The organism is Flavobacterium sp. 9, assembly GCF_002754195.1.
Taxonomy (GTDB): Bacteria; Bacteroidota; Bacteroidia; order Flavobacteriales; family Flavobacteriaceae; genus Flavobacterium.
Window position 1 is genome coordinate 5,514,260 of record NZ_PEEU01000001.1, and the last position, 14,108, is coordinate 5,528,367.

At 33.8% G+C, this 14,108-nt stretch carries 15 protein-coding genes; 7 read left to right on the forward strand and 8 right to left on the reverse strand.

The window, feature by feature from the left end:
• Positions 1–153 precede the first annotated feature (153 nt).
• The 5 genes from CLU81_RS23080 to CLU81_RS23095 form a co-directional block, all read right to left on the reverse strand.
• Positions 154–1,176 (reverse strand): LLM class flavin-dependent oxidoreductase, encoded by a 1,023-nt coding sequence (locus tag CLU81_RS23080; RefSeq protein ID WP_099711971.1) that lies wholly within the window; start codon positions 1,174–1,176, stop codon positions 154–156.
• A 132-nt stretch (positions 1,177–1,308) separates the two neighbouring features.
• On the reverse strand, positions 1,309–1,716 hold the full coding sequence (locus CLU81_RS23085) for a DUF1634 domain-containing protein (RefSeq protein ID WP_099711972.1): 408 nt from the start codon (positions 1,714–1,716) through the stop codon (positions 1,309–1,311).
• Positions 1,703–2,539, reverse strand: a complete 837-nt coding sequence (locus CLU81_RS23090) for a sulfite exporter TauE/SafE family protein (RefSeq protein WP_099711973.1) — start codon at positions 2,537–2,539, stop codon at positions 1,703–1,705. Before CLU81_RS23090 ends, CLU81_RS23085 begins: the two co-directional genes overlap by 14 nt.
• A gap of 208 nt (positions 2,540–2,747) precedes the next feature.
• A complete protein-coding gene (locus CLU81_RS26880; protein ID WP_158235357.1) occupies positions 2,748–2,912 on the reverse strand; it encodes a hypothetical protein in 165 nt (54 codons plus the stop codon).
• 235 nt (positions 2,913–3,147) lie between these two features.
• On the reverse strand, positions 3,148–3,579 hold the full coding sequence (locus tag CLU81_RS23095) for a DoxX family protein (RefSeq protein ID WP_099711974.1): 432 nt from the start codon (positions 3,577–3,579) through the stop codon (positions 3,148–3,150).
• A gap of 78 nt (positions 3,580–3,657) precedes the next feature.
• Here CLU81_RS23095 and CLU81_RS23100 point away from each other — a divergent pair, with 78 nt between their 5' ends.
• Together CLU81_RS23100 and CLU81_RS23105 are read left to right on the forward strand one after the other, a co-directional pair.
• The gene (locus CLU81_RS23100; protein WP_099711975.1) at positions 3,658–5,124 is read left to right on the forward strand and encodes a PLP-dependent aminotransferase family protein; all 1,467 of its coding nucleotides are present in this window, start codon (positions 3,658–3,660) and stop codon (positions 5,122–5,124) included.
• An 84-nt stretch (positions 5,125–5,208) separates the two neighbouring features.
• Complete coding sequence (locus CLU81_RS23105) at positions 5,209–5,646, forward strand: GNAT family N-acetyltransferase (protein ID WP_099711976.1); 438 nt, start codon at positions 5,209–5,211, stop codon at positions 5,644–5,646.
• A 113-nt stretch (positions 5,647–5,759) separates the two neighbouring features.
• Here CLU81_RS23105 and CLU81_RS23110 read toward each other — a convergent pair whose 3' ends face one another.
• Together CLU81_RS23110 and CLU81_RS23115 are read right to left on the reverse strand one after the other, a co-directional pair.
• Positions 5,760–6,401, reverse strand: coding sequence for an FMN-dependent NADH-azoreductase (locus CLU81_RS23110; RefSeq protein WP_099711977.1), 642 nt, complete (start codon positions 6,399–6,401; stop codon positions 5,760–5,762).
• Positions 6,402–6,468: 67 nt separating this feature from the next.
• Positions 6,469–6,849 carry a helix-turn-helix domain-containing protein gene (locus CLU81_RS23115; RefSeq protein ID WP_099711978.1) on the reverse strand — a complete coding sequence of 127 codons (381 nt, stop codon included), beginning with the start codon at positions 6,847–6,849 and terminating at the stop codon, positions 6,469–6,471.
• An 82-nt stretch (positions 6,850–6,931) separates the two neighbouring features.
• On the opposite strand from CLU81_RS23115, the gene CLU81_RS23120 reads away from it, so the two are divergent.
• Both CLU81_RS23120 and CLU81_RS23125 read left to right on the forward strand, forming a co-directional pair.
• Positions 6,932–7,810: an NAD(P)H-binding protein gene (locus tag CLU81_RS23120; RefSeq protein WP_099711979.1), complete on the forward strand. Its 879-nt coding sequence runs from the start codon at positions 6,932–6,934 to the stop codon at positions 7,808–7,810.
• Positions 7,811–7,947: 137 nt separating this feature from the next.
• Positions 7,948–10,152, forward strand: a complete 2,205-nt coding sequence (locus CLU81_RS23125) for a TonB-dependent receptor (protein ID WP_099711980.1) — start codon at positions 7,948–7,950, stop codon at positions 10,150–10,152.
• A gap of 49 nt (positions 10,153–10,201) precedes the next feature.
• Here the strand turns inward: CLU81_RS23125 and CLU81_RS23130 are convergent, their stop codons facing one another.
• A complete protein-coding gene (locus CLU81_RS23130) occupies positions 10,202–10,465 on the reverse strand; it encodes a hypothetical protein (protein ID WP_099711981.1) in 264 nt (87 codons plus the stop codon).
• A gap of 604 nt (positions 10,466–11,069) precedes the next feature.
• On the opposite strand from CLU81_RS23130, the gene metN reads away from it, so the two are divergent.
• The 3 genes from metN (at position 11,070) to metQ (ending at position 13,965) form a co-directional block, all read left to right on the forward strand.
• Positions 11,070–12,101, forward strand: a complete 1,032-nt coding sequence (metN, locus tag CLU81_RS23135) for a methionine ABC transporter ATP-binding protein MetN (protein WP_099711982.1) — start codon at positions 11,070–11,072, stop codon at positions 12,099–12,101.
• Positions 12,094–12,747 (forward strand): methionine ABC transporter permease MetI, encoded by a 654-nt coding sequence (locus tag CLU81_RS23140; RefSeq protein ID WP_099711983.1) that lies wholly within the window; start codon positions 12,094–12,096, stop codon positions 12,745–12,747. The genes metN and CLU81_RS23140 overlap by 8 nt, the downstream gene beginning before the upstream one ends.
• 399 nt (positions 12,748–13,146) lie before the next feature.
• The gene (gene metQ / locus CLU81_RS23145) at positions 13,147–13,965 is read left to right on the forward strand and encodes a methionine ABC transporter substrate-binding lipoprotein MetQ (protein WP_099711984.1); all 819 of its coding nucleotides are present in this window, start codon (positions 13,147–13,149) and stop codon (positions 13,963–13,965) included.
• Positions 13,966–14,108: the final 143 nt, after the last annotated feature.

The following is a 14,108-nucleotide window of genomic DNA, read 5'->3' on the forward strand; positions in this document are numbered from 1 at the left end:
TTAAACGGGTTTCCAGAGGTTCTTTTAATGTAAATCTTTGTCAAAGTTTAAAACTTTGACAAAGATATTTTTCAAGTCTTCTTTTGTTGAAATGATGAAAAAATCAGTGAAAATCCGTTTAACCCGCCAAATCAGTGGGCAAACACATAAAATTTATCCTTTACGTATCAACGGAATCACTTTTGATCCTATAAGTTCGATAGCATTCATTAATTGAGTGTGTGTAAGTCCTGCATTATCCATTTGGAATGTAAATCTTGAGATTCCTCCAAGTGCTTCGCTGTGTTTTAAGATTTTCTCGGCAACACGTTCCGGACTTCCTACGATTAAAACGCCTTGATCGTCAATAAGTCCGTCAAATTTGGCTTTTGTAACTGGTGGCCAACCGCGTTCGAGTCCTAATTTTGTCCAAAGTTCAGCATAACCCGGATAATATTCTTCGATTGCTTTTTCGGTTGTAGTTCCAACAAATCCAGGAGAATGTAATCCTACTTTAAGCTCTTCGGGTTTGAAACCTGCAGCTTTTCCGGCTTCATGATATAAGTCGATTAAAGGGCGAAAACGATGTGTTTGTCCTCCAATAATGGCGACCATTAAAGGTAAACCAAGACTTCCGGCTCTCACAAAAGATTCCGGAGTTCCGCCAACGCCAAGCCAAACCGGTAATTTTTCTTGTATTGCTCTCGGATAAATAGGAAGATTATTCAATGCGGGACGAAATTTCCCTGACCACGTCACAAATTCATTGTCTCTGATTTGTAGAAAAAGGTCTAGCTTTTCTTTAAAAAGCGCATCATAATCATTTAGATTAAATCCAAAAAGGGGATAAGCTTCAATAGAAGATCCGCGGCCTACGACGATTTCTGCTCTTCCTTTCGAAATCAAATCCAAAGTTGCAAAGCTTTGATAAACTCTGACAGGATCTGCAGCACTTAAAACCGAAACGGCGCTTGATAATCGAATGCGGCTTGTTTTTGCAGCAGCGGCGCTTAGTATAACAACTGTAGCCGAATCTAGAAACTCTTTTTTATGATGTTCTCCAATTCCAAAAACGTCAAGTCCGGCTTGATCTGCAAGTTCAATTCTTTGCAGTAATTGCTCCATTGCATCAACACTGCTCAACGTATTATTGTCTCCGTACATTGCCGAAGCAAAGCTGTCTATTCCTATTTCCATATTTTTTTATTTAGCTTTAAGCTTTAGGCAATATGCTTTAAGCTTCATAGCGTTTACGATTAGTTTAAAGTTTTAAGCAACATATTTTAAGCGTTCCCAAAGAAAGCCTAAAGCTTAAAGCCTACAGCGTTATCAATGTGAAAAACCAAAAGAAACACTAATTAAAATGATCACAATCACAATTAGTGTAATGCCAACATAAAGATAATCTTTTTCTAAAAGGAAAGAAAATAAAGAAAGTAACACACGTAAAACGGGCGTTAGAAAGAGAAGAATAATTCCAACAAAAATTAAAGATTCTCCATTTCCCTGAATCGCACCATTATAAACAGCCGAAATTACTTCGAATATATTGCGGTCATTTTCATGAAATACCGAGTAGTTTTCGATATCTGTACTATGTCCGAATAAATAGACGATTCCGCCAATAAAAGCTACGGACAATGAAGTCCAAACGCCATAACGCAACAAATTACCAATTATATATTGAAAGTTTTTTTCTCCAAATTTTTCGTTTTGCATAACCTTAGATTTTTCCATTAATTCCGTTATAAATCATATTCACTGCAAGTACAAAAATCAGGCAGGCAAAAAATATTCTTAGTTTTTTAGGGTTTGTTCGGACTAATACTTTGGCTCCAGCCATAGCCCCAAACAAAACACCAATAACAACAGGCATACAGATTCCGGGTTCGATATATCCTTTTTGAATGTAGATTACAGAACTCGCCATTGCAGTAACGCCCATCATAAAATTACTGGTTGTAGTAGAAACCTTAAACGGAATTCTCATAATATTATCCATCGCAATAACCTTAAAAGCACCGGAACCAATTCCTAATAATCCTGACATCATTCCGGCAATTCCCATCATACCAAAACCTCCAACGACGTTTTTAGTTCCGTAACTTACGACTTCACCATCATGCGTGGGATAAGTTCCGTTTAAGCGTAGTTTTTTTGCCAAAGGACTCGATTCTAAAACAATATGTTCTTCTTTTTTTCGAAGAGAATTTATAGCAGAGAAAATTAAAGTAAGACCAAATAATATGGCAATAAATGAAGTTGGCGCAATTGTAGAAAGCAAAGCTCCACAAACGGCACCGATTGTTGTGGCAATTTCGAGAAAAATTCCCAGTCGCATATTTGTGATTCCTTCCTTGACATATGCAGAAGCTGAACCTGAAGAAGTTGCAATTACCGAAACCAAAGCGGCACCAATTGCATAATGTATATCAACACCAAGAACGACCGTTAGAAGTGGAATAATTATGATTCCGCCACCTAAACCTGATAATGAGCCAATAAAACCTGCTAAAAAAGCACCAAGAATCATAATCAGGGTAAATGTAAGTACTGTCATTCGGATAAATTTTGTTTGGCGCTAATTTACGAATAGAAATTTGGCAGAAGGATATTTAAGGGCTTAAAAAATCCTTAAAAATAATTCAGCTTTGTTTTTTTGGCAACTTTAAATATTCTAAGAGGTTTTAATTAAAATATTTAGTTTATAAAATATAAAAGGAGCCAATTAGGCTCCTTTTATTATAGTTATGGATTAGAAAATCGATCTAAAAAGTTAATTCAATTTGAGTAATTACTTTATTGACTTCTTCTATTTTATTTGAGACAAAATTTACATTTTTAATTTTATCTAATTTTTTATCTACAGAAATAGTTGAATTAGTACTTGATACATTTTTCTTTATTGCTATTTTTTTATCTAAATTTTTCATTATTTATTTTTTGTAAATTGTATACATTAAAGATATTCCTAATAAACTATAATACCTAACAGGTTTTGTAAACCTGTTAGGAGAGAATTCGTTTTGCCAGATTAAGCACTTTATAAAAATAACTGCCCTAGGCCAGACAAGAACGACATCCTTTTTCTCCCTTCTTTAGGGAGGAAAAGATATAGTGGATGGCTGGATTAGCTTCTAATTAATGAAAATAAAAATTATTCTAAGCTTATTTATTGTCTACAGAAAAAGAAGTTTTGCCAATCGCAGAAAGTAATAATGCTGCAGCAGAACTTGTAAAAACCGAATAATCAAAAGGTGCTTTTATAGAAACAGAAATCGCCATACTAAGAGCAAAAAGCAACATTAATCCGGAAGTTCCTAAAGCAACGATTCGGGTTTTGAAGCCGATGATTAAGAATAAACCAAACAGAATTTCAAAAAAAGTAGTCAAAGCACCTAATATTCCGGCTACAGATTTACTGGCAAAAGAGTTTAGAGTTTGCGTATAGGCAATAAAATTATCCCAGTTTCCCCATGCAACGCCAGGATCTCCGGGCGCGCCCCAAAGTCCAAAACGATCTGCAACTGCTGATAACATTGTGATTCCTAAAACAATTCTTAGAATTAAACCTGCTTGTGGTATTGTTATATTTTTCATTTGGATTAAATTTTTATGTAAATGTATAAAGATGTTGGGTAACTTAGCAGACCAATTTATATAAAAACCACAGCCCAGATGTTGCCGTATAAAACTCTAATTCTAATTGATCGCGAATCGTCAGTAACACTTTATATACAAGTGTGCAATACTTTTATTTCGTTGATTACCAATGGTACTTTGAAGCCTTCAGATGCGTTACCAAGTTCACGTGTTTTATCGGAACTCATTGGTATTAACAGAAATACGGTTAAATTGGCTTACGAAGAATTAATAAGTCAGGGTTGGGCAGAATCTATAGATCGGAAAGGTGTTTTTGTACTTTCGAAATTGCCTATAATTTCTAAAGTAAAATTACCGGAAACCAATAAAAATCAGTTTCAGGAAGGTTTTATCTGGACGAATACTTTTGAGAAAGAAGTAGAATCATATGGAAAAAATATTCACAAAGATCCAATTGTTATTGATGATGGTTTTCCCGATGTTCGCTTGGCGCCAATAGACCAATTGATGCGCGAATACAGAAGTTTATCCAGAAAATTCTATGGCAAAAACTTCCTGAAATATGGCAGCACATTAGGATCTGAAAATCTTAGAATTGCGATTTGTAATTATCTTTCGAATACAAGAGGATTAGTGGTTTCTCCCGAAAATATTATCATTACAAAAGGCAGCCAAATGGGAATTTATCTGGCGTCTCAGTTAATTTTGAATCCAAATGATACAATCGTTGTTGGTGTTTCGAGTTTTGCAACTGCCGATGATACTTTTAAATATTGTGGCGCAAATTTAGAACGAGTTCCTATCGACGATAACGGAATGGATGTTGATTATTTGCAGGAAATTCTGAAGCATAAAAAAATAAAAGCCGTTTATATAATTCCGCATCATCATTGTCCAACTGGCGTAACGATGAGTATGGAACGTCGTTTAAAACTGCTGAATCTTGCCAAAGAATATCGTTTTGCGATTATAGAAGATGATTACGATTTTGATTTTCACTATGATAATAAGCCTTATTTGCCATTGGCGAGTATTGATCACAATCAGAATGTGATTTATATTGGCTCAATTTCAAAAACTTTTGCGCCCGCATTGCGAATTGGTTTTATGGTTGGATCTCCGGCTTTTATTGAAGCAGCGGGATCTTTACGAAAAATGATTGACAGACAAGGCGATACACTTCTGGAAGAAGCTTTTGCAATTATGTATGAAAATGGAGAAATGGAAAGGCATTTTAGAAAATCATTAAAAATCTACAAACAACGCCGAAATCATTTTTGCCAAATTCTGAGTTCTGATTTTAAAAACGAGATAGACTTTAGAATTCCCGAAGGCGGATTGGCGGTTTGGGCGAATTTTAATGAGAATATTAACTTGATAAAAATGTCTAATGAAGTTGGTAAAAAAGGACTTTCGATTAACAACGGAAATTTTTATAAAAACGATAAATTCTCTCCAAATGCAATACGAATGGGTTTTGCTTCTTTGGCAGAGAATGAAATGGAAAAAGCGTTGGCAATCCTCAAAAGCGTACTTCAATAAGACTTCTGGACCACTATCGATTTTAGAATTGGGGTATTTTAGATCCTGATTACTGTTCTAATTTTGTATAAAAAACATACAATTATGGAGTCTATTTATCAGATTAAAAAAATCGAAACAACATCAGAAATCGAGCAATGTTGGGATGTCGCTTATGTATTAAGACCACATTTGAATAAAAATAACTGGAATGCTACGATTACAGAAATGATGCAAAACGAAAAGTACAGCATTGCCGGAATCATGGACGAAGATAAGGTTGTTGCTTTTGCAGGATATCGCGTTATGACTTCTCTGCACAGTGGAAACATCATTTACATTGATGATTTATGCACGTTAGAAAATTACAGAGGAAAAGGTTTTGCGACTCAATTATTAAATCATGTAAAAGAAATCGCTATTTCGCTTGGCAAAGAAGCTGTAGTTCTGGATACTGGTTTTACGAATAATACAGCCCAAAAAGTATATTTAAAAAACGGATTTGAATTGACTGCGGTTCATTTGTCAAACAGATTAAAATAATAATTTAAACACGAATTTCACGAATTTGCACAAATTGAAATGGTTAAAATAGTTTGTGAAATTAATTTCACGAACGAGTTAGTGTAAATTCGTGAAATTCGTGTTTAATAAATCTAATTCAATTCTTTTTCGATAAAATCTCTTATCGCTTGATGTGAATTATTTATAGATTCCTGATATTTTTCGGGATCAAAACTTTCTCCGTTTACAGCAACTGTGTGAATGTTGGTAATACCAATAATATTAAAAACGGTTTTTAGATAATTGCTTTGAAAATTCATATGCTCGTTATATTCTCCTTTTTCATAACCCTGAGCGCCTCTTGAAAGTAACAGAAATACAGTTTTATTTTGAAGTAAACCAATATAAGGATTCTGCATATTCTCCGGATTTAGTTTCCAGGTTTCGTTGACTCTTAAAACCTGATCGATATAAGCTTTAAGGCTACTTGGAATAGACCAATTGTACATTGGCGCACCAATTACAATCACATCGGCTTCGCGCAATTCAGCAATATATTCGTCGCTCGTTTTTAAAGCTTCAATTTCTTGCAAAGATCTTAGGTTTTCGGGTTTGAAAGCCGCTGCAATCCAATTTTCGTTGATATGAGGAACATGACTTTCGCCTAAATCACGATAATTAATAAGGGCATTATTTTGAATGCTTTTCCAGTGATCTGTAAATACTTCGGTAAGTTTTCTGCTTTTAGAATTTTGCTTTCTGGCACTTGAATTTAAAACTAATACTTTCTTCATTTGAATAAATTTTTAAGCAAAAGTAAAATTATAGTGGACTGATTTTCTATACCAATTTATATAAAAACTACAGTCCAGATGAAGACTCATTAAACCCATCTTCCTTATCCTTAAAAGCCCACATTGCCATTGCTTCTATAACCGGCATTAAGCCATTTCCTGAGGCACTCAAACGATAAGTTACATAAGGAGGAACAACAGGCTTGGCTTCTCTGATAACAAGATTATCGGCTTCGAGTTGCTTTAAATGCTGAATCAACATTTTCTCTGTTACTGCCGGAATGGCTCTTTTTAATTCGCTATAGCGTTTACTTCCGCCAGAAAGATGATAGATAATAATGGGTTTCCAATAGCCGCCAATTTTTTCCATAACATACGTTACAGGGCATTTTTCTAAGGCATATTGCTTATTTTCCTGAATAGTCGAAGATTCTTTAATCGCTGTCATTTGCGCATACTTTAGGGTAAGTACTTGTGTAAAAGTAAGTACAAATATACCTTTGTTTCAGATAATAAAAAAATATAAAGCTATGAAAATTACAATTTTAGGTTCATTAGGAAATATAGGAAAACCTTTGACACAAAAACTTATTGCGTCAGGAAATCAGGTAACAGTTGTGAGCAGTAACTCAGACAGAGTAGAAGCTATCGAGGCTTTGGGAGCAAAAGCAGCAATAGGATCTGTTAGTGATGCTGACTTTTTGAAAAATACATTTGCAGAAACTGACGCTGTTTTTGCATTGACACCGCCAAATATGGGAGGATCAAATGTAATTGCGAATACTATAGATGCCGGAAAAGCGATCGCAACAGCAATTGAAGCGGCGGGAGTAAAACGTGTGGTTATGTTAAGTAGTATTGGTGCCGATTTACCTGAAGGAACTGGTCCGATTAAGGGACTTTATAACATCGAGAAAATATACGAAACATTAGAAAATGTATCGGTTACTTTTCTTCGCGCCGGATTTTTCTATACCAATTTATATGCTAATGTTCCGATGATAAAAGGAGCGGGGATTATTGGTTCAAATTATGCAGCAGAAACAGTGATTCCGTTTGTACATCCTGAAAATATTGCAACTGCAGCGGCCGAGGAGTTGACAAAAACGACGTCAGGAAAAAACATTCGTTATATTATTAGTGATGTTCGCACGTCAAATGATGTTGCAAAGATTTTAGGTTTGGCAATTGATAAACCGGAATTACCATGGATAGAATTTACAGATGAACAATCTCTTGGCGGAATGAAAGAAGCTGGAGTACCGGAAGAAATAGCCGAATTATACACAGAAATGGGATCGGGTTTAAATAGTGGTAAAATTCAGGAAGATTTTTTAGCCAATAAATTTTCTGTTGATGGAAAGACGAAATTAGAAGATTTTGCAAAAGAATTTGCTGCAAATTTCTAATTAACATAAAAAGAGCTGATTGTAAAAATCAGCTCTTTTTATTTATATGGTGTTTTTTGTTTCTCCATAAAAATAAAAATAATGTAGTATTATTTTTACATATATTTTATGCTATATTTGCACTTTTTTAAAAGAGCATGAAATTATTATTTGTATTTGGGATTTTTATATTGTCTTTTGCTGTAAAAGCACAATCAGTTAATGGAGTTGTTAATGCTGAGGATGGAAAACCTCTTACTGATGTAATGATTCGGAATTTAAGCTCTAAAACGCACGCACATACAGACATAAGCGGAAAATTTATACTCGAAGGAGTTCATATAGAAGATAGTTTACAAGTATCGAAGCAAGGATATATTACTCAAAAAATCCAGGTTGCTAATTACGATTTTATAAGTATTTCGCTTGACGAAAAGCCCTTTTTGCTTGAAGAAGTAAAGATTACCAATAACTTAAAATATTTAAATACTATTTCTAAGATAGATTTAGAAATTCAGCCTATTTCAAATTCGCAGGATTTAATGCGTAAAGTGCCGGGACTTTTTATCGGACAACATGCTGGTGGAGGAAAAGCAGAGCAAATTTTTTTAAGAGGATTTGATTGTGATCACGGAACAGATATTAATGTTTCTGTTGATGGAATGCCTGTAAATATGGTTTCTCACGCTCACGGACAAGGTTATGCCGATTTGCATTTTGTGATTCCGGAAACGGTGGATAAAATAGATTTTGACAAAGGAGCTTATTTTGCCGATAAAGGTGATTTTAATACCGCAGGATATATAGGATTTAGTACTAAAAATGCGTTGGATAAAAGCACTGTTTCTTTTGAATTGGGTGAGTTTAATACCTACAGAACCGTTGCTTTATTTAATCTATTGAATAAAGAAAATCAATCTGCCTATTTTGCGGGAGAATACATGATGACAGATGGTTATTTTGATGCTCCACAGAACTTTAACCGAATCAATTTATTTGCTAAATATTCGGCTAAAATCAATAATGGCGATAAAATAGCAATCTCATTATCACATTTTACAAGCCAATGGGATGCCAGCGGTCAAATTCCGGATCGTGCTGTGAACAGTGGAATGATTTCTCATTTTGGAGCTATTGATTCAAACGAAGGAGGAAACACCGGAAGAACGAATTTTAATTTGCAATACGATTCAAAAATTGACGAATATTCTCAAATTAAAAACACGGCATATTTAAGTAAATATGATTTTGAATTGTATTCTAATTTTACTTTTTTCCTGAATGATCCTGTTAACGGTGATCAAATTAGACAAAAAGAAAACAGAACAATAATTGGTTTTCAATCTGAATATGATCGAAAATTAAACGAAAAATGGGTTTTTAAATTAGGCGCAGGATTGCGAAATGACAATAATAAAGGTATTGAGTTATCTCACACTTTAAATCGTAAAACAGTTTTAGAATATCTAAGTTTGGGGAATATCAATCAGAGCAATCTTTTTGCTTATACAAGTTTTGATTTTACGTCTGGAAAATGGCTTATTAATTCTGGTTTACGTGTGGATTATTTTAAATTTGGTTATGAAGATCAATTACTTCCGGTTTATAGCAATCAAACTCAAAGCAAATCAATAGTAAGTCCGAAGCTTAACTTTTTGTACACACAAGACAATACTTTGCAATATTTTCTTAAACTAGGAAAAGGCTTTCATAGTAATGATACTCGTGTTGTCGTGGCTCAAAAAGGACAAAAAATACTTCCGGAAACCTATGGAGCTGATTTAGGAATTAACTGGAAACCTTTTCCAAGAATGATAATTAACTCGGCGATTTGGTATTTATATTTAGCACAAGAATTTGTATATGTTGGAGATGAAGCAGTTGTAGAACCAAGCGGTAAAACAGAAAGAAAAGGATTTGATTTTGGTTTTAGATATCAATTTACCAATTGGTTATTTTGGAATACTGATTATACATACACGCATGCACGCTCACTTGACGAACCTAAAGGAAACGATTATTTGCCGCTTGCTCCGGTTAATACTTTAACAAACGGAATTTCGGTTAAAGATTTAAAAGGCTTCTCAGGAAGTTTAAGAACAAGATTTTTGGGAGATCGACCTGCAAACGAAGACAATTCAGTTGTAGCAAAAGGATATTGTATCACTGATTTCTCAGTGAATTATCAAATTAAAAAAGTCTCAATAGGAGTGAATATCGACAATATCTTTGATACAAAATGGAAAGAAACTCAATTCCTGACTGAATCAAGATTGGCAAACGAAACAGATCCTGTAGAAGAAATTCACTTTACTGCAGGAACTCCTTTTAACGCAAGATTAATTTTGAAATATAGTTGGTAATTAAATCTTGATTTGAGCTAAAAAAATGCATTTTGTAGCTAAATCACATTTATATTTCCTCTGTATATTTTACAGAATACTTCTCAAGTATATTTTTTACATTGCTAATAAAATTTTCGGTGTTTTTGATTTCGGGTTTAATTTCATGATCATACTTTGATAAATGAAACTGCTCGAGCATATCTCTTTTTAAGTATTTAATTAAAGAATCAATACTTCGGGTGTCATTTTGATGCTCTCTTTTTAATTCTCGTTGTTTGCTTTCCAGATAATCCAAAGCTTTTTTTAACCGCTGAACGTCTAATTCCTCCAATATAATGCAATTTTAAATTTAATAAAAAACGATAATCTGGAGTGTGATAAAATTCAATATGCTCCAAAAACCAATACCATTTGAACCTATACCATTCCAGACTATCGTATTTCCCTACATACGTAAAATTTGACAGTTTAGTTTTATAAAGAACCTGTTATTTAACAGACTTTTAGCATGAAATTGATTTTGTTTGAATGTATGTGTTTGATTTATAGTTTGTTTGGTGTTTTTTGTGATAAAAAGAGATATCTAAAAGAATATAAAAAAGTTGATTTTTTTAACAATTCTTCAAAGTTTACGATTTATTAACCTATTACATTGATAGGATAATAAAAGTTTTATGGTTTTATGCATAAAAATTAAAAATAACTCTTTAAATTTGCCCCAGAAATGAAAAACAATAACCAGAATAGAATGTATTATAGCTGCAGCATGATGATGTGTTGTGATGTTGCTATGCGTATGTTTTGATCTGGCTGATATAAAAATTAATTTATTTTAAGGCCTTTCATAAACAATTGAAAGGTCTTTTTATTTTAAAATTTATCAAATTCTAAAGCAATGAAACATTTTATTGCCCAAAATAAACCTGAATAAAAAAATGATTGAATTAAAAAATGTAACTAAAAATTTCCATCAGAAAAACCGAATTGTTTCGGCTTTATCAGATGTTTCATTAAAAGTTCCTCCAGGGAAAATCTTTGGTGTAATAGGAACTTCCGGAGCAGGAAAAAGCACATTAATTCGATGTGTAAACTTATTAGAAAGACCAACTTCGGGAGAAATTATAGTAGATGGAAAATCGCTAATACAACTGTCAAATGCGCAGCTTGCAATTGAAAGAAGGCAAATTGGAATGATTTTTCAGCATTTTAATCTGCTTTCATCCAGAACTGTTTTTGAGAATGTTGCTTTTCCATTAGAACTTGTTGGAGTTTCAAAATCAGAAATCAAAACTCGTGTTTTAGAATTATTGCAATTAGTAGGTTTGGCCGAAAAAGCAAACGATTATCCTGCAAGTCTTTCTGGTGGTCAAAAACAAAGAGTTGCAATCGCAAGAACATTAGCCAATAATCCAAAAGTGCTATTATGCGATGAAGCGACGAGTGCATTGGATCCGGCGACAACAAGATCTATTTTAAATCTATTAAAAGACATCAATCGCCGTCTTAATATTACCATTTTACTGATCACACATCAAATGGAAGTTGTAAAATCTATTTGTGATGAAGTTGCGGTAATCAGTCACGGAAAACTAATAGAGCAGGGAAGTGTTGGTGAAATTTTTGCAGATCCAAAGCATGAATTGACAAAAGAATTTATTTCGTCATCCTTACATCTTGATATTCCTACGGTTTATCAGGAAAAACTTCAAAAGGAAGACGGCGAAGGTTTAAGTCCTTTATTAAGACTTGAAATGACTGGGAAATCAGTAAATGAACCTGTTATCTCTGAAGTTTCGAGATTATTCGACACTAATTTTAAAATTGTGAGTGCACAAATGGATCAGGCCGGAGACGTTAATTTCGGAGTTATGCTGATCGAATTGTCCGGTAAACGTGAAAATTACGAAGCTGCAATCCAATATTTTATTTCTAAACATATTAAAACTGAAATCATAGGTTATGTCTGAATCCATTTTTGAATTATTATTAAAAGGCACTTGGGAAACTATCGTTATGACATTTGTCTCTGGTTTTTTTGGCTTTGCGCTGGGACTTCCAACAGGAATTTTGCTTTTTCTAACTAGAAAAAATCAAATTTTAGAACAACCGGTTTTAAATAGAACTTTATCAGTTTTGGTTAATATTTTTCGTTCAATACCTTTCATTATTTTGATCGTTTGGATGATTCCGTTTACACGTGCACTTGTAGGGACCTCGATTGGTGTTAGTGCTGCATTGGTTCCGTTAAGTATTGGAGCAGCGCCATTTATAGCGCGACTTGTAGAAAATAGTCTATTAGGTTTGCCTGCCGGATTAATTGAAGCTGCAAGAGCTTTGGGGGCAACTCCATTTCAAATTGTGTATAAAGTGTTGCTTCCGGAAGCTTTGCCGTCATTAATAAACGCAGCGTCAATCACGTTGATCACACTTGTAGGATATTCGGCAATGGGTGGAGCCGTTGGAGCAGGCGGTTTAGGACAAGTTGGATATCAATATGGTTATATTGGATATGATGCTGTGACGATGAATTCGGTTTTGGCATTGCTTGTAATATTGGTGTTTTTGATACAGTTTGTGGGTGATTTTTTATCAAAACGATTTGATCATAGATAGGTTTCAATTAAAAATTGAGAATTAAAAATTAAAAAAACTAGGAGAATAACTTTGAGATTTTACCGGTGAGATTTTACCGCAAAGTACGCAAAGGTTTTACTTTTCTAAGTTTGTTAAAAACACAAAGAACGCAAAGCTTTGCGAACTTGAAATTGTGTTTACACAATCAAATCTTAGTGACCTTTGCGAAAATCTTAGCGAACTCTGCGGTAAAAAAAACACAAAGTACACAAAGAACGCAAAGCTTTGCGAACTTGAAATTGTGTTTACACAATCAAATCTTAGTGACCTTTGCGAAAATCTTTGCGCACTTTGCGGTAAAATACACACAGTGAACAGATAAAAATAAATTAAAACACACACAGAGAATAGATTATAATTAATTATAAAAATAAAAGAATGAATACTAAACTAAATTTTTTAAAAGCAGCCGGAATTATAGCCTTGTCATTATCATTGGCTAATTGCGGAAAAAGTAAAAACGACGATCCGCATCATATAAAAGTTGGTGTTGCTGCAGGACCGGAATATGCTGTGGCACAAGCAGCGCAAAAAGTAGCCAAAGACAAATATGGCTTAGACGTAGAATTGGTTTCGTTTAACGATTACGTAATTCCAAATGAAGCTTTGAGTCAGGGAGATATTGATGCAAATGCTTTTCAGCACAAACCTTATCTTGATGAGCAATCAAAACAACGTGGATATAAGTTAGCAATTATCGCAAAAACTTTCATTTACCCAATTGCAGCTTATTCTAAGAAAATCAAAAACCTTTCGGAATTGAAAAACGAAAGCACAATTATTATTCCAAATGATCCAACAAACGGAGGACGTTCTTTGTTGCTTTTGCAAAAAAACGGATTGTTGAAATTGCGTCCAAATGTTGGTTTATTGCCTAAAGTAACTGATATCGTAGAAAATCCTAAAAACCTTAAGATTTTAGAACTTGAAGCGCCACAATTGCCGAGAGCTTTAGACGATCAAAATGTAACGATTGCAATTATTAACAATACATTTGCTTCTCAAGCGGGATTAGTTCCTGCGCGTGACGCTTTGTTTGTTGAAGATAAAGACTCACCTTATGTAAATCTTATCGTAAGTCGTGAAGACAATAAAAAAGAAGAGAAAATACAGCAATTTGTAAAAGCTTTTCAATCTGCAGAAGTAGAGCAAGCAGCTGTTCGCGAGTTTAAAGGCGGAGCGGTAAAAGGCTGGTAATATCTTATTTACTATATATTTTCAATTTAAAACTCATCATAATCTGATGAGTTTTTTTGTTTACAATGATTTGAAATGAAGTCATTATTTGAAGACCAGATTTTCTTTAGAATTAAAAAAAAGTTAAAATATTTGTTTATTTA